At 71.3% G+C, this 14,764-nt stretch carries 13 protein-coding genes; 6 read left to right on the top strand and 7 right to left on the bottom strand.

Going from position 1 to position 14,764, the window contains the following annotated elements:
* Positions 1 to 27 precede the first annotated feature (27 nt).
* Positions 28 to 669, bottom strand: coding sequence for a class I SAM-dependent methyltransferase (locus ACWEPL_RS48475; RefSeq protein ID WP_452440274.1), 642 nt, complete (start codon positions 667 to 669; stop codon positions 28 to 30).
* A 71-nt stretch (positions 670 to 740) separates the two neighbouring features.
* Positions 741 to 1,463, bottom strand: coding sequence for an ArsR/SmtB family transcription factor (locus ACWEPL_RS48470; protein WP_452440273.1), 723 nt, complete (start codon positions 1,461 to 1,463; stop codon positions 741 to 743).
* A 64-nt stretch (positions 1,464 to 1,527) separates the two neighbouring features.
* Here ACWEPL_RS48470 and ACWEPL_RS48465 point away from each other — a divergent pair, with 64 nt between their 5' ends.
* On the top strand, positions 1,528 to 2,913 hold the full coding sequence (locus ACWEPL_RS48465; protein ID WP_452440272.1) for an MFS transporter: 1,386 nt from the start codon (positions 1,528 to 1,530) through the stop codon (positions 2,911 to 2,913).
* 8 nt (positions 2,914 to 2,921) lie between these two features.
* Here the strand turns inward: ACWEPL_RS48465 and ACWEPL_RS48460 are convergent, their stop codons facing one another.
* The gene (locus tag ACWEPL_RS48460) at positions 2,922 to 3,911 is read right to left on the bottom strand and encodes a S66 family peptidase (RefSeq protein ID WP_452440270.1); all 990 of its coding nucleotides are present in this window, start codon (positions 3,909 to 3,911) and stop codon (positions 2,922 to 2,924) included.
* A gap of 147 nt (positions 3,912 to 4,058) precedes the next feature.
* A complete protein-coding gene (locus tag ACWEPL_RS48455) occupies positions 4,059 to 4,385 on the bottom strand; it encodes a hypothetical protein (protein ID WP_452440269.1) in 327 nt (108 codons plus the stop codon).
* A 526-nt stretch (positions 4,386 to 4,911) separates the two neighbouring features.
* Between ACWEPL_RS48455 and ACWEPL_RS48450 the strand changes: the two genes are divergently transcribed.
* From ACWEPL_RS48450 to ACWEPL_RS48430, 5 genes are all read left to right on the top strand, one after another.
* Positions 4,912 to 6,261 (top strand): arabinofuranosidase catalytic domain-containing protein, encoded by a 1,350-nt coding sequence (locus ACWEPL_RS48450; protein WP_452440268.1) that lies wholly within the window; start codon positions 4,912 to 4,914, stop codon positions 6,259 to 6,261.
* Positions 6,262 to 6,404: 143 nt separating this feature from the next.
* Positions 6,405 to 8,792, top strand: coding sequence for a nitrate- and nitrite sensing domain-containing protein (locus tag ACWEPL_RS48445; protein WP_452440267.1), 2,388 nt, complete (start codon positions 6,405 to 6,407; stop codon positions 8,790 to 8,792).
* On the top strand, positions 8,789 to 9,223 hold the full coding sequence (locus ACWEPL_RS48440) for a roadblock/LC7 domain-containing protein (protein WP_397375473.1): 435 nt from the start codon (positions 8,789 to 8,791) through the stop codon (positions 9,221 to 9,223). The genes ACWEPL_RS48445 and ACWEPL_RS48440 overlap by 4 nt, the downstream gene beginning before the upstream one ends.
* The gene (locus tag ACWEPL_RS48435; RefSeq protein WP_363978570.1) at positions 9,220 to 9,621 is read left to right on the top strand and encodes a DUF742 domain-containing protein; all 402 of its coding nucleotides are present in this window, start codon (positions 9,220 to 9,222) and stop codon (positions 9,619 to 9,621) included. Before ACWEPL_RS48440 ends, ACWEPL_RS48435 begins: the two co-directional genes overlap by 4 nt.
* The gene (locus ACWEPL_RS48430) at positions 9,602 to 10,201 is read left to right on the top strand and encodes a GTP-binding protein (RefSeq protein ID WP_350742709.1); all 600 of its coding nucleotides are present in this window, start codon (positions 9,602 to 9,604) and stop codon (positions 10,199 to 10,201) included. The genes ACWEPL_RS48435 and ACWEPL_RS48430 overlap by 20 nt, the downstream gene beginning before the upstream one ends.
* A gap of 6 nt (positions 10,202 to 10,207) precedes the next feature.
* On the opposite strand, the gene ACWEPL_RS48425 is transcribed toward ACWEPL_RS48430, so the two are convergent.
* Genes ACWEPL_RS48425 through ACWEPL_RS48415 form a run of 3 tightly spaced genes read right to left on the bottom strand, consistent with a single transcriptional unit; the run spans position 10,208 to position 14,762 of the window.
* Complete coding sequence (locus ACWEPL_RS48425) at positions 10,208 to 11,254, bottom strand: radical SAM protein (protein WP_452440265.1); 1,047 nt, start codon at positions 11,252 to 11,254, stop codon at positions 10,208 to 10,210.
* Positions 11,251 to 13,020, bottom strand: a complete 1,770-nt coding sequence (locus ACWEPL_RS48420) for an ABC transporter ATP-binding protein (protein WP_452440263.1) — start codon at positions 13,018 to 13,020, stop codon at positions 11,251 to 11,253. The genes ACWEPL_RS48425 and ACWEPL_RS48420 overlap by 4 nt, the downstream gene beginning before the upstream one ends.
* Positions 13,002 to 14,762: an ABC transporter ATP-binding protein gene (locus ACWEPL_RS48415; protein WP_452440262.1), complete on the bottom strand. Its 1,761-nt coding sequence runs from the start codon at positions 14,760 to 14,762 to the stop codon at positions 13,002 to 13,004. Before ACWEPL_RS48415 ends, ACWEPL_RS48420 begins: the two co-directional genes overlap by 19 nt.
* Positions 14,763 to 14,764: the final 2 nt, after the last annotated feature.

Below are 14,764 nucleotides of genomic sequence, written 5' to 3'. Positions count from 1 at the left end.
GAAGTGGCCTTCATCCGTCTGTCGGAACTACTGCCTACGCATCAGCAGACGGCCTTGGCGGAACCGCTCGCCTTCTTGGGGCTCACGCAGCATTCGTCCCACTTCGACGAACCCTGCCGCGCGCGCCAATTCGGCGAGGTCGTCGATCGGCCAGCGGTAGGCGAGCGTGACCTTGTGATCGAACGACACCAGCGGCCCGCCGTCGGACTCGAAGAAGCCGAGCAGGAGGTGGCCGCCCGGGGCCAGCACCCGGTGGAACTCGGCGAAGTACGGCGGCAGCTCCTGCGGCGGAGTGTGGATGACGGAATACCAGGACAGGATGCCGCCCAGCTCCCCGTCAGCCAGGTCGAGGGCGTCCATCGAACCAACCTCGAAACGCAGGTCAGGGTGGGCCTCACGGGCAAGGTTGATCATCACTGGGGACAGGTCGATGCCGAAGGCGTCCAGCCCCAAGTCCCGGAGGTGCGCCGTCATGTGCCCGGGGCCGCATCCGACCTCGGCGACCGAGGTCCCGGCACCGCCGGTTCGCACGAGCTCCGCGAACGGGGCGAGCGCCGCGCGGTCCAGGGGTTGGCGGTCGAGCGCATCATGGAAAAGCTCGGCGTACAGGACGGCGACGGCGTCGTAGGCCTCCGCCGTCGTGGTCAGATAGGAGGGGGTTTCGGTCACGGTGGATGACTCTAGACCCCTGACCGGCGCCGTCGTACGCACCCGATCCTCGGCACCCCGACCGGCCCGGATCAGCGAGGTGCGGCTTGCGGGGTGTCCCAGTCGAGAGGGACGCCGAAGGTCTCGTGCAGGCCGGTGCGGCCCGCGTCGGTGAGCTGGACGACCCGGCGGGCCCGGCCGCGGCGCAGCCAGTCCAGCGCGAACAACCGGGTCGCGATGGCCGCGCCGAGCGCGCCCGCAAGATGGTGGCGGCCCTCGCCCCAGTCGACGCAGTAGCGGATCGCCGGTCGCCGCCGGGAGAACTCCTCGACGTCGATCCCGAACTCCCCCAGCCTGCCGAGGCCCGCCGGGGTGATCCGGTAGCCGTTCGCGGCGGTGGCGAGCACGCCGCCGTCCACCAGCGCGGCCAGCAGCACCACCCCGAGCCGCCCGGCGAGGTGGTCGTAGCAGAGCCGGGCGCGCAGCAGCGCCTGGTTGCGGACGTCCTCCCGCAGCGACGTGACCGGCAGCGGCCGGGCGATCCTGGCCAGCTCCTCCAGCGCCCGCGCCACGTCGGTGCTGGCCAGGCGGTAATAGCGGTGCCGGCCGTCGTGCTCGACGGTGAGCAGCTTGGCCTCGCGCAGCTTGGTCAGGTGGCCGCTGATCGTGGACATGCTCACCCCGGCCTCGGCGGCCAGCGCGCTGGCGGGCAGCACGCCGCCGTCGGCGAGGGCGCGCAGCACCTTGGTCCGGGTCGGATCGCCGATGGCCGCCGCGACGTGCGCGATGTCGGCCTCCGTGGCGGTCTTCCACATGGGGCCAGTCTAGGACGACGACAGTTCGGCGTTCACCGTAGTAGTTCCGTTCCAGACTGAAGGCATGACCCCTACAACGAGAGAGCCGACCGCGTCCCTCTCGCGGACCGCGGGCTGGTCACCGCTGATCGCGCTCTGTCTCGGATATTTCCTGGTCATCCTGGACGTCACCGTGGTCACCGTGGCGATCCCGGTGATCGGCGCCAGGTTGCCCGCCGGGCTGACCGAGCTGCAGTGGGTCGTCGACGGCTACACGCTGGCGTTCGCCGGGCTGCTGCTGTTCTGTGGCGGGCTCAACGACCGGCTCGGCGGGAAGCCGGTTTTCCTGGCCGGGCTGGCGGTGTTCACCGTGGCCTCGGCCTGGTGCGGGCTGGCGACGTCGGCCGGTGCGCTGATCGGGGCCCGGCTGGTGCAGGGCGCCGGTGCCGCGGCCATGGTGCCGGCCTCGCTGGCGCTGCTGCGTGACGCGTACCCGGAGCGGGAGGCGCGGGCGCGGGCGTTCGGCGTGTGGGGCATGGTCGCGGGGATCGCCGCCTGCACGGGGCCGGTGCTCGGCGGCGTGCTGGTGTCCGCGATCGGCTGGCGGGCGGTGTTCTTCGTGAACATCCCGTTCGGCCTGCTCGGCGTCCTGCTCACCGTACGGCACGTCCCCGGCCGGGCAGGGCGGGGCATGGGGCGCAGGGGGCTGGACGTGCCGGCGCAGGTGGCCGGGGCGTTGTGCCTGGCCGGGCTGACCGCGGCGTTGATCGAGGCCGGCGCGAGCGGCTGGACCTCGCCGGTGGTGCTGGGCGGGCTTGCTCTGTTCGTGCTCGCGCTGCCGGCGTTCCTGCTGCTCGAACGCCGGGCGAGCGCGCCGATGCTGCCGCTGGAGCTGTTCGCGAGCCGCCGCTTCTCCGCCTCGGCCGCCATCGGCGTGCTGCTCAACCTCGGCTTCTACGGCCTGCTGTTCGTCGTGCCGCTGTACTTCCAGCAGGTACGCCACCTCGACGCGATGGCGACCGGGCTGGCGATGCTGCCGATGGCCCTGATGCCGCCGATCGCCTCGCCGCTGAGCGGCTGGGTCGCCGCGCGCACCGGGCCGCGCCCGCCGATGGCGTACGGGCTGGTCATCGGCGGCATCGGGCTGCTGAGCTGGCTGCCGGCCGACGCCGGCACGAGCTACTGGGCGCTGGTCGTACCGCTGATGCTCACCGGCTTCGGGACCGGTTTCACGATGCCGGCCGCCACCGCGGCGATCATGGAGGCGGCGCCGCCCGAGCTCGGCGGGGCGGCCTCCGCGGTGTTCAACGCCGCCCGTCAGACCGGCAGCGCGATCGGGGTGGCGCTGGTCGGCACGCTGGTCGCGGGCGGCGGTCTCGTGGCGGGCCTGCACGCCGACGTCGCCGTCGGCGGCCTCGGTTTCCTGATCGCCGCCGCGCTGGCCGTCTTCGCCCTCCGCCCCGCACATTGATCCGGGCGTCAGTGGCGGAGCAGCGTCAGGTCCGACTCGGTGTCGGTGACGGCGAGCCGGGCCTGGCCGCCGACCGGGAAGGTGGCCAGGGGGTTGGTGTGGCCGACGTCGATGTTGGCCAGGACGGGGACGCGGCTCAGCACCGGTTGGGTGGCGATGATCTGTTCCAGCAGCGGCCGGGACATGCGGCTGGCCTGCTGGAACCGTCCGACAGCCAGTCCTCGGATCTTCGGGGCGTCGGGAAGCTGCAGCAGTGAGGTCAGGTCACGGGCGAACTTCGCCGGGTGCGACTCGAAGTCGTCCTCGACGATCAGGATCGCGCCGTCGAGGGATGGCATGTACGGGGTGCCCGCCAGCAGGTTCAGTGTGCACAGATTGCCGCCGACGATGCGTCCCTCGGCGGTGCCGGGCCGCAGCGGCCACCATCCCTCGTTGGGGATCGGTTCGCGCTTGTCCTGGTCGAGGAACCAGAGATCGTCGGTCCACCGCACCGCCGGGGTCAGCGCGACCGGAGCGGTGTCGAACATGACCGAGGTGAACCAGCGCAGCGTCTCCTCGAAGTGATCCCGCATCCCGAACGTCGACCAGTGCGGACCGGAGTAGGTGACCAGCCCGGTGCGGGCGAGGATGGCGTTCTGCAGGGCGGTGATGTCGGAGTAGCCGCACAAGATCTTCGGGTTGGCGCGGATCAGCTCCCAGTCCAGGTACGGCAGGAGTTCGTTGCAGTTGTAGCCGCCGATGACCGTCAGGATCGCCGCCACCGACGGGTCCGCGAAGGCCTCGTGCAGATCGGCGACCCGCGAGGCGACGCTGGACGAGTCGAACGCGTCCCGCTCATCGACATGGGCGCCGTAGGAGAGCGTCAGGCCGAACTCGGCGAACCGGGACCTGATGAGGTCGGTGTGGTCGTGCTCCATGACCATCGCGCGGGACATGGCCGGGGCCACCACTCGTACGACGTCGCCTGCGTTCAGCTTGGGAGGAGAGATCACATCCATACGACCGAAGCCTAACGCCGAGTTCGGCGTCGGGAACAATGGAATAAACCGCTCCATTGTTCCTCGACGCCGATATCGTCCACCGTCACCGAGCAGGCGCGAACGATTCTCACCTGGCGCCGGCCGCGGTCTCAGCGGAAGGACCCCTCACTCCGCCGAGGTGTCTTCCGACCACTCCGGGGTCTCGGTGGCGGAGTTGTCGGTCCAGGTGCCATCGTTCTTGTGATTGTCCTGGTGCTCGTGGTGGCGGTGCTCGCGCCGGCGCTCGTGCCTGTTGAGGTTGCGGTTGCGGTTCTCCACGTCGACGAAGACGCGCTCGCGCCCCTGCCGGATGAACCGAGGAATGAAGACGGGCTTCTCGTGGCTGACGACCCTCGGCGCGGCCTGCTGCACCACGCGGGTCACCTTACGCGGTGCCGGCGGGCCGCCGGCCGCGCTCGCGGAGGCCACCCCCTGGCCCAGTGGAAGGAGCATGACACCGGCGACCGCGCCGGTGATAGCTAGTGCTGCGAGCCGCCCTTGCGTCCGCCGACTGTTGGTGTTCACGTGTCTCGTTTCCGTTCATGGATAGATCGGTCCGGAACCTGGCATCCGCCGTTTCAGCGGACACTCAGATGGAACCGGACATACCCATACAGATATTCTCAGTTACCTCGTTAATCGCAAATAGCACGTCAAAGCCCAAGCGTCATATGTAATCACGATTTTTGTGTTTGAGCGCATCCGCCACAGCAGCCCCGAGCGATCTACCGATCGTTGCCGAAGAAACGGATGAAAGTTTCCCCTCCGACCGGTTCCCCGAGTTACCGAGCCCCAGGTCAGCGGGGATCCGGAATCGAGGGGGACCGGGCTCATTGACTAATCGCTCCCCGCCGAGGACCGTCGGCTCGACCACCTCTCGGAGAATGGGAAAACACCAGTGCGACATGTCAGCTCTTTCCGCCGACGGTGGAAACTGTCGGCCGCGGCCGTCGCCGCGCTGTTGACGGCCGGTGTTGGTTTGGCCGGAACGCACGTCGCGTCGGCCGTCGCAGCCGGTTGCCAGGTCACCTACACGGTGACCAACCAGTGGCCCGGCGGCTTCGGCGCAAATGTTAGCGTTAACAATCTGGGTGACCCGATCAACGGCTGGAAGCTGACCTGGGCGTTCCCCGCCGGTCAGACCATCACCCAGCTGTGGAACGGCACCTACACCCAGTCCGGCTCCCAGGTCACGGTGTCCAACGTCAGCTACAACGCCGGCATCCCCAGCGGCGGCAGCACCGGCTTCGGGTTCAACGGGGCGTACAGCGGCTCCAACCCGGTGCCGTCGAGCTTCGCCCTGAACGGCGTCACCTGCACCGGCGGCGTCTCCACCCCCACTCCCACCCCCACCGTCACGCCGCCGCCGTCGTCGAACCAGCCGTGCGACATCTACGCCGCGGGCGGCACACCGTGCGTGGCGGCGCACAGCACGACCCGCGCCCTGTACGCCTCCTACAACGGCTCGCTCTACCAGGTACGGCGCTCTTCGGACAACGCCACTCAGAACATCGGCGTCCTGAGCGCGGGCGGATACGCCAACGCCGCCACGCAGGATTCGTTCTGCGCCGGCACGACCTGCCTCATCACCGTCATCTACGACCAGTCCGGCCGCGGTAACCACCTCACCCAGGCGCCTCCCGGCGGCTTCCCCGGCCCGGCCCCGGGCGGATACGACAACCTCGCGAACGCGACCGCGGCGCCGACCACGGTCAACGGCCACAAGGCGTACGGCGTCTACGTGGCCCCCGGCACCGGCTACCGCAACAACAACACCAACGGCGTGGCCAGGGGAGACCAGCCGGAAGGCATGTACGCCATCTTCGACGGCACGCACTACAACGGCGGCTGCTGCTTCGACTACGGCAACGCCGAGACCAACAGCCGCGACAACGGCAACGGCACCATGGAGGCCATCTACTTCGGCAACATCAAGGTCTGGGGCTACGGCACGGGCAACGGCCCCTGGGTCATGGCCGACCTGGAGAACGGCCTGTTCTCCGGGGTGAACCCGGGCTACAACGCCAACGACCCGACCGTCAACCACCGCTACCTGACCGCCATCGTGAAAGGCGAGCCGAACCACTGGTCGATCCGGGCCGGCAACGCGCAGTCGGGCAACCTGTCCACCTACTACAACGGGGCACGTCCCAACGTCGCGGGCTACAACCCGATGAAGAAGGAAGGGGCCATCATCCTCGGCATCGGCGGCGACAACAGCCACGGCTCCGCCGGCACCTTCTACGAGGGCGTGATGACCTCCGGCTATCCGACGGACGCCACCGAGAACGCGGTGCAGGCCAACATCGTCGCCGCCGGCTACAGGTGAACCCGCCGCCGCCCCCGGCCCACGCCGGGGGCGGCAAAGCCCGGGAAAGCGGGGCTTTCGACTCAACTGCCGTATGGCTACTATCAGGCACCAATCGCCTAGTTGGGTGATTGTCACCGATTGGTGAGGAGAGTGTCCTCCACGTGGCTGGATGGGGCAGGGCCGGGCGACGGCGGACGGAGACCGTGGGCGACGGGAGCGCGTCGTCCCAGCCGCGACGGCTGGCCGGTGCCCGCCGGCTGCCCCTGCGTACGGTGCTGCTCATCATCGTGTTCGTGCCGAGCCTGACCTTCACCCCGCTGCTGGCCTCGGGCATGTTCCAGCTGTCCTCCCAGTGGCGGGCCGAGAAGGCCCAGATGGATCTGGCCACCAAGACCGTCGGCGCTCCCGCGTCCGACCTGTTCTTCAGCCTCGACAAGGAACGGCTGCTCACCGCGGAGACGCAGGCCGACCCCGGTGGCGCCGCGGCGGGCAAGCTCGCCAAGCAGCGCGCGGTGACCGACCAGGCCATGAGCGCCTTCCGTCCCCTGACGGCCCTGGACACCGCCAAGGGGCCGGAGGGGCTCGGCGACGCCATCTCCCGTACCGACCGCAGCCTCAACCTCCTCGACGAGCAGCGCCGGGCGGTGGACGCCGGTTGGGCCAGCCCGCAGAAGGCGTTCGACTACTACAGCGGGGTCATCGAGTCGGACCTGCGCGTGCTGACCGTCCTCAGCCACACCGACGAGGGCGAGGTGAACAGCAGCGCGCAGACCCTGGTCGACCTGTTCTGGGTCGTCAACCTGATCGGCCACGAGGACGCCGTCCTGGCCCGCGGCTGGAAGTCGGGGCACCTGACGAGGGACGAGTACGGCCTCGTCACCGACGCTGCCGGCACCAGGAAGCACCTCATGCGCTCCCAGGTGATCCCGAGCCTCATCGGCGACGAGAAGCGGTACGAGACGCTGATCACCGGCAAGGCGTGGACGGCCATGACCGCGCTGGAGGAGCGGCTGACCCCCTCGGGCGGCAACCAGGTGACCCTGCGCGGGGACAGCACCGAGTGGCGCTCCTCGGTGGACACGGTCACCGAGCAGGTGACGCAGCTCCTGCGGCTCCGGCTCGCCGACGTCAGCAAGGTCGGCTACGACCACGCCGGCATGCTCTTCGTCATCTTCATCAGCGTCACCAGCGTGGGCCTGCTCGCCCTGGGCCTGGTGATCTTCACCAGCTGGCGTCTCACCTCCATTCTTCGCCGGCGCATCCTCCACCTCCGCGAGGACGCCCAGGAGCTCCAGGAGCGGCTGCCCAAGGTGGTCGCCCGGCTGGAGCGCGGCGAGGACGTCGACGTGGACGCGGAAATCCACATGCTCAAGCCCACCCCCGACGAGCTCGGCGAGCTGGGGCATGCCCTCAACCTGGCCAGCCGCAGCGCGGTCTTCACCGCCGTGCGGCAGGCCGAACAGCACCGCGGCTTCCAGCGCATGCTCCAGCGCATCGCCCGCCGTACCCAGATCCTCATCGGCCTGCAGCTGAAGAAGCTCGACGAGCTGGAACGCAAGCACGAGGACCCCGAGGTGCTGGAGGGCCTGTTCGACCTGGACCACCTCACCGCCCGGCTGCGCCGCTACGAGGAGAACCTGGTGATCCTCGGCGGCGGGCAGCCGCAGCGCCGCTGGCGCAAGCCGGTGCACCTGCTCGACGTGCTGCGCGCCGCGCAGGGCGAGGTCCAGGACTACCGGCGGATCTCGATCGACGTCGAGGGCGAGTCCTGGGTGAGCGAGCGCGCGGTGGGACCGCTCGTCCACGTCCTGGCGGAGCTCATGGAGAACGCCACCACCTTCTCCAAGCCGATGACCCCCGTCGAGGTGCGGGCCGCACCGGTCAGCCGGGGCGTCGCCGTGGAGATCGAGGACCGCGGCCTGGGCATGGAGGCCGAGCAGTACGCCGCCGCCAACGCCCTGATGAAGTCGCCGCCGCAGCTCGACGTGATGACCCACGCCGACGACGTCCGGCTCGGCCTGTACGTGGTCGCCCGGCTCGCCGCGAGCCTGGGCCTCCAGGTGGAGCTGCGGTCGTCGGCCTTCGGCGGCACCCGGGTCATCGTGCTGCTCCCGGAAGCGCTGGTGGTGGACCGTCCGCGGGCGGTGCCCGAGGAGACCGCCCCGGCCCCGGAGGCGGCCCGTCCGGAGCCTCGCCCGCAGGAGGAACCGGCGGACGGGCAGTTGCCGACCCGCTCCAGGGGACGCGCGATGGCGTACGTGACAGCGCCCACCGGAATCCCGGACGACGCGCTCCCACCGTCCGCCCGCCGGCCGCTGCCCCAGCGGGTGCGCCAGGCCAGCCTGGTCACCGAGCTCAAGGTCCCGGCGAACGGGGACGAACAGACCGAGCAGGAGGCCTGGGCCCCACGCGAGCAGCCCGGCCGATCCAGTGCGACAATCGGCGCGTTCCAGAGGCAGTCTCGCAGGCGCCGGACCGGTGATGACGCCTTCCAGCCCCGGCCGGACGGACCCCCCGCGCCCGGCTCACCCACGACGGAAGATCGATGATGACGCAGCGAACCACCGCCACCAACGCAGACCTGGACTGGCTTCTGGACGGTCTGGTCGATCAGGTCGCGGGCACCCGGCACGCCATCGTGCTGTCCGACGACGGCCTGGTGATCAGCCGGTCCCGGACCATCGAGCGCTCGGACGCAGAACGCCTCGCCGCGATCGCCACCGGCCAGCAGAGCCTGGCTCGCGGCGTGGGGCAGCTCTTCAGCGGCGGACCGGTGCAGCAGGTCATCATCGAGATGGCCGAGCTGTGGCTGTTCATCACGACCGCCGGCCGCGGCACCCATCTGGCCGTGGTCGCCTCCCAGGAGGTGGACGCCGAGCTGATGAGCGTCGCGATGCACACCCTCGTCCAGCAGGTCGGCCAGAAGCTGGGCACCGACGCGCGTACCCCGCAGGCCGATGACGCGGGGAGACGCGGATGAAGCACTGGACCGAGGGGTTCGACGACGATGACGCCGACGAGTCCCTTGTCCGCCCCTACACGATCACCGGCGGACGGACCGCCCCAGAACGGGACGACCTCACGCTGATCACGCTGGTGACCTCGCTCTCCGGCGTCTCCTCGCAGACCGGACGCGGGCTGCGGCGAATGCAGCCGGAGCACCGCACCATCTTCGCCTTGTGCGAGCGGCCGCTGGCGGTGGCCGAAGTCGCCTCGGCGCTGAACCTCCCGGTGTCAGTGACCAAGATCCTCATTGGCGACCTGATCGAGAACGGTCAGATGCGGGCCCGGCCACCGCTGGCCTTCGCCCAGGCGGGCGGCGGTCTTCCCGATGTGACAATTCTTGAGGCGGTGAGGGATGGCTTACGCAAGCTCTGACCAAGGGGACGACGCTCCCCTGGCGGTGAAGATCCTGATCGCCGGCGGGTTCGGCGTCGGGAAGACGACCATGGTCGGCGCGGTGAGCGAGGTCGCCCCACTGCGTACGGAGGAGTACCTCACCCACGCCAGCGTCGGCGTCGACGATCTGGACGGCGTGAGCGGCAAGTCCACCACCACCGTCGCGCTGGACTTCGGGCGCATCACCATCAACCGCGAGCTGGTGCTCTACCTGTTCGGCACCCCCGGGCAGGAACGCTTCTGGTTCATGTGGAACGACCTGGTGCACGGGGCGATGGGCGCGGTCGTCCTGGTCGACACCCGGCGGCTGGACGTGAGCTTCGCGTCGATCGACTTCTTCGAGAGCCGCGGCATCCCCTTCGTCGTCGGCGTCAACTGCTTCCACGGCGTCAAGGACCGGACGCCCGAGGAGATCCGCAAGGCGCTCGACCTCGACCCGCAGGTGCCGCTGGTGCTCTGCGACGCCCGCGACCGGACGGCGGCCCGCGACGTGCTGCTCGCGCTCATCGACCACCTGCTGGCCGCCCGGCCCCGCACCGCACCGCACCCCGTGGCCTGACGCCTGTCACCTCCCTGCCGGTGCCGGGACCAGCGACGGGCGGCGGTCGATGCGGCGGCGGACCTCGTCGGTGCCGAAGTGGTAGTCGATGCGCCGGGTCGCCTCGGCCCAGTCGTCCATCGACCGAACCGCCGACAGGGCCTCCACCACCACGGGGTCGCTCCACCTTTCCACCGCGCGCTGCCACAGCGTGCCGGCGTCCTCGGTGAGGAGGCTGCCGACGGTGCCCTCGTAGATCGGCATCGCGCGCACCTCGCCGTCCGGCTCCACCTGCAGCAGCGGGAAACCGTAGCGGCGCAGGGCGTTCGGATGCATCATCAGGACCATGTTGTCCGACGTCGCCACCTGCACCTGGCGGGGTGCGAGGGAGCGCAGGCGTTCGACGTGCTCGCCGCTCACCAGCGTGCGCAGCTGGTCGAAGCTCAGCAGCTCGTGATCGGCGAACCCCTGCCGGCTCGCGAGCCCGGACGGCACCGCGGCGGCGAAGGTGAGGAAGCGCAGGTACGGGAAGCGAGGGGCGACCGTGCGGCAGAACTCCTCCAGCTGGTGGAGGTTGGACCGCAGGACCGCGTAGTCGACCCCGAACTCGACCGGGTCGAGGCCGTTCGCCACCCGCTCCTCCGAGAGGTCGTTCAGCAGGGTCAGCGCGTTCATCGCCCGCTCGAACGAACCGGCCCGCCCGCGGATCCGATCGTGCACCTCGGCGTCGGCCCCGTCGACGCTCACGGTGATCCGGGAGAAGACCCGGGTCACCTCCTCGGCCGAGCGGCGGTCGAGCGTCCATCCGCCGGTGTAGACGTTGACGCCCACCCCCGCTTCGCGGAGCCGCCCGGCGACTTCGGTGATGCCTCTGACCAGCAGCGGCTCGCCGCCGGCGAACTCCACCGCCCGCGGGCCGAAGGAGACGATCGCGTCGGCGACCTTGAGCATCTCGTCGTGGTCCAGCTGCCGGGCCGGCCGCCTGCCGGACTCGGAGTAGCAGTGCACGCATCGCAGCGGGCAGGCGTAGGTGACGTCCCAGACGATGTCGCTGGGCCCGTTCGGGATGCTCATGGCATGGTCCTTTTCTCGTTCGTGCGCCAGTGGCCGACCAGGTCGGCGTACAGGGGGGATTGGGTGAGCAGTTCCTGATGCGTTCCGGCGGTCGTGGTGCCGCCGTCCATCAGCAGGACGCGCCGCGCTCTCATGGCGGAGCTGATGCGATGCGCGATGACGACGAGCGTGCCGTCGCGTCCGGCGAACGCCTCCTCGGCGCGCTGCTCGGCGGCCGGGTCGAGGTGGCAGGTGGCCTCGTCCAGCACGACGGTCCGCGCGGGCGAGGCGTGCACGCGGGCCAGGGCGATGAGCTGCTTCTCCCCGGCGGAGAGCGAGGAGGGCTCCTCGATGACGGCGTCGAGCCCGCCGAGCCGTTCGACCAGCGGCAGGGCTCCCACGGCGGCGGCCGCCGCCCGCAGCCGCGCATCGGTGTCCGCGCCGAGGTAGGCCAGGTTCTCGCGGACGGTTCCGGCGAAGACGTACGCCTCCTGGGGCACGAGGGCGATCATCGTGCGCAGGCGGTGTTCCGGAGTCTCGTCGAGCGGGAGTCCGCCGAGCAGGATCCGGCCGCCGGTCGGTGGCAGGAGCCCGGTCAGCAACATCGACAGGGTGGACTTGCCCGCGCCGCTCGGGCCGACCACGGCCAGGTGCTCCCCTTCGGGGATCGTGAGGTCGAGGTCGCGTACGACCGGTGTCGCCTCGGCCGCGTAACCGAAGGTCAGCCGTTCGGCGTCGAGCCGGTGCCCGAGCGGGCCGGGCCCGGGCCCGGTCCCGGTCCGCGGGGAGCCCGCCGGCACGGTGACGGACTCGGCGATCCTGCGCAGCGTGACGGCGAGGGCCACTCCCCACCCGCCGACCGTGCTGATGAGCATGCGCAACGCCGGGTCGAGCCCGGTGGCCAGGTAGGTCACCGCGCCGATGACCTCTCCCGCGCTCAGGTGGCCGCCGTCGACCAGCGGACGGGCGGCGATCAGCAGGACGAGCAGCGGGACGTGGACGCCGAGCGTGACGACCAGCCGCCGGCCGGTGCCCGCCCAGGCCATCGACATGGTGGCCGCCACCTGCGCGGAGACCGCGGCGTCCACCGTCGCGCGGGCCTGGTCGTGGGCTCCGCAGGCGGCGACGTCCCGCAGTCCGGACAGGATCGGGGTGGCCTCGGCCGTGAGCCGCTCGTCGGCCAGGATCAGCGCGCGTTGCCGGCTCGCCAGCGTACGCAGCAGCCAGGCGAACACGGCCAGGGCCAGCACCACCGGTCCCACGGCGATGGCGGCCGCCGGCGGAGAGAGGGCCAGCAGCCCCACCAGCGCGGCGATCAACGACATGCCGAGCTGGCGGCTGCTGCGCAGCAGGGCGGACACCAGGTTCCGCACCGTTTCCACCTGCGCGGTGAGCCGGTTGACGGCGGCGGTGTCGGGCGGTTCGGCGCCGCCGGCCGCGCGGGTCACCGTGGCGGTGACGACGGCCCGTACGAGGTCGTCGCGCAGCGGTTCGACGACCTTGGCCAGGACGGGGAGCGTCAACCGGGTGGCCACCGCCTTGAGCGACATGACGGCGGCCAGCAGCCCGAGCAGGGCGAGTCCGGTCCCCGGCCGCCCCGCCAGGAACCCGCGGTCGATGGCGGCGGCGATGAGCAGCCCGGACAGCAGCGTCGGAGCCGATTCGACGGCGGACAGGGCCAGGGCGACCGCCAGCGGGCGCTTGCGCGGCCGGAGCAGGGCCAGCAGCAGACGCGGCGCGCTGAGCGTGCGCGGCCCCAGGAGCGGGGTCAGCGAAGCACCGGACACGCCTCCTCCTTTCCACTGTTTTCATCGGCGGCGAACAGGGCTCGGTAGGACGGGTCGTTCCAGAGCTCCCGGTGTGTGCCCTGAGCGCTGATCCGGCCGTTCTCGAGCCAGACGACCAGGTCGGCGTGGGCGGCGGTCGTCGCCCGGTGCGCGACGACCAGGCGGGTGCGTCCGCGCATCCCGTCCACGAGGGTGCGGGTCACCTGAGCCTCGGTCGCGGTGTCGAGACTGGAGGTGGCGTCGTCGAGCACGGTCACCCGGGCGCGCCGTACGAGCGCGCGGGCCAGGCCGAGGCGCTGGAGCTCGCCGCCGGACAGCGGCGCGCCCGCGGCCGGGGTGTCGTACCCCTGGGGGAGCCGGCGGATGACGTCGTCGACGCGAGCGGACGCGGCGGCCTCCTGTACGGCGGCAAGGCTGGCCCCGGGCCGCCCGTAGGCGATGGCCGAGGCCAGGTCACCGCCGAGGAGCGCGGGGCGTTCGAAGGCGTAGGCGACGACGTCGCGCAGCGCGTCGGGGGCGAGCTCGGCCAGGGGCCGGCCGTCGAGCAGCACCTGCCCGCGGTCGGGGTCCAGCAGCCTGCCCGCCACCATGGCCAGCGTCGTCTTTCCCGCGCCGGACGGCCCGACGACGGCGGTCAGGGATCCTGCGGGAAGCTCCAGGTCGAGCCCGTCGAGCAGCCGGGCGCCGTCCCGCGTGACGGTGACGCCGCGGAACGACAACGTGCCGGGGCCTTCGGGGGCCGGGCGCGTACCGAGGGTCTGGGTGGGCAGAGCGAGCACCTGCGAGACCCGCCGCGCCGCCGAGCGGGCCTGCGCCACGCTCATCACCGCGTCCACGTGTTCGATGAACGACAGGCCCAGCGTGGCGTACCCGGCCACGGCCAGCAGCTGCCCGGGTTCGAGGCGGCCGGCCACGACGCCGAGGCCCGCCACGGCGAGGACCGCCACCTCCATGAGCGGCAGCACCAGGCCGATCCGCCACCCGCCACGGGCCTGGGCCCGCCACAGGGCGTGCCCGGTCTCGGACAGTTCGGGCAGCGGGGTGAGCACGCGGGCGATCTCGCGGTCGGCGGTGCCGGAGGCCCGCACGGTACGGATGCCCGCCAGGGTGTCGGTGAGCCGCGCCGCCAGCCGGCCCTGCGTCTCCTGGTAGCGGTCGTACAACCCGGACATCCGGGAGACGAACATGAGGATGATCACGAGCGCGACGGGCAGGCCGGCCACGAAAGCGAGCCCGGTGCGCCAGTCGATGAGGAAGAGCGCGGTGATGCCGCCCGCCGCGGTGACGAGCCCGGCGGCGGTGTCCAGCAGGGCCAGCGGGACCTGCCCGGCCCCGGCGGTGTTGCTCACGAGCCGGTTGGCCAGCTCCCCGGTCGGGAACCGGCGGGCCTCCCCGACGCCGAGGCGCAGGATGTGGCCGGTGAACCGCAGGCGCAGCCTGGAGGTCGCCGAGGCGTTGGCCGCGGCGCCCGCGACGTGGCACACCAGATCGGCGAGCGTCATGACGGCCAGGACCAGGGCCAGCCGCGCCGCCGCGGCGAGCACGTCCTCGCCCGCGAGCACCCTGTCCACCGCGGCGGCCAGCAGGGCGGGCATGGCCAGTGTCGCGGCCGAGGCGGCGGCGGTCGCGGCGGTGACCACCGCCAGCGGCCGCCAGGCGCGCCGTGCGAGAGAGGCGAGCAGGCGGTCGCCGTGCTCGTGCGTCACCCGCTCCCCGGCGGTGCCTGCCACGGGATCCGACATCC

Source organism: Nonomuraea sp. NPDC004186, from assembly GCF_053603495.1.
The sequence above is the reverse complement of the archived record's forward strand: the minus strand, read 5'-3'. Positions and strand labels throughout refer to the sequence as shown.

Bases quoted from the DNA above. Each gene is read 5' to 3' on its own strand.
- ACWEPL_RS48470 (WP_452440273.1), bottom strand. From the start codon at position 1,463: ATGTGGAAGACCGCCACGGAGGCCGACATCGCGCACGTCGCGGCGGCC.
- ACWEPL_RS48465 (WP_452440272.1), top strand. From the start codon at position 1,528: ATGACCCCTACAACGAGAGAGCCGACCGCGTCCCTCTCGCGGACCGCG.
- ACWEPL_RS48460 (WP_452440270.1), bottom strand. From the start codon at position 3,911: ATGGATGTGATCTCTCCTCCCAAGCTGAACGCAGGCGACGTCGTACGA.
- ACWEPL_RS48455 (WP_452440269.1), bottom strand. From the start codon at position 4,385: ATGCTCCTTCCACTGGGCCAGGGGGTGGCCTCCGCGAGCGCGGCCGGC.
- ACWEPL_RS48440 (WP_397375473.1), top strand. From the start codon at position 8,789: ATGATGACGCAGCGAACCACCGCCACCAACGCAGACCTGGACTGGCTT.
- ACWEPL_RS48435 (WP_363978570.1), top strand. From the start codon at position 9,220: ATGAAGCACTGGACCGAGGGGTTCGACGACGATGACGCCGACGAGTCC.
- ACWEPL_RS48430 (WP_350742709.1), top strand. From the start codon at position 9,602: ATGGCTTACGCAAGCTCTGACCAAGGGGACGACGCTCCCCTGGCGGTG.
- ACWEPL_RS48425 (WP_452440265.1), bottom strand. From the start codon at position 11,254: ATGAGCATCCCGAACGGGCCCAGCGACATCGTCTGGGACGTCACCTAC.
- ACWEPL_RS48415 (WP_452440262.1), bottom strand. From the start codon at position 14,762: ATGTCGGATCCCGTGGCAGGCACCGCCGGGGAGCGGGTGACGCACGAG.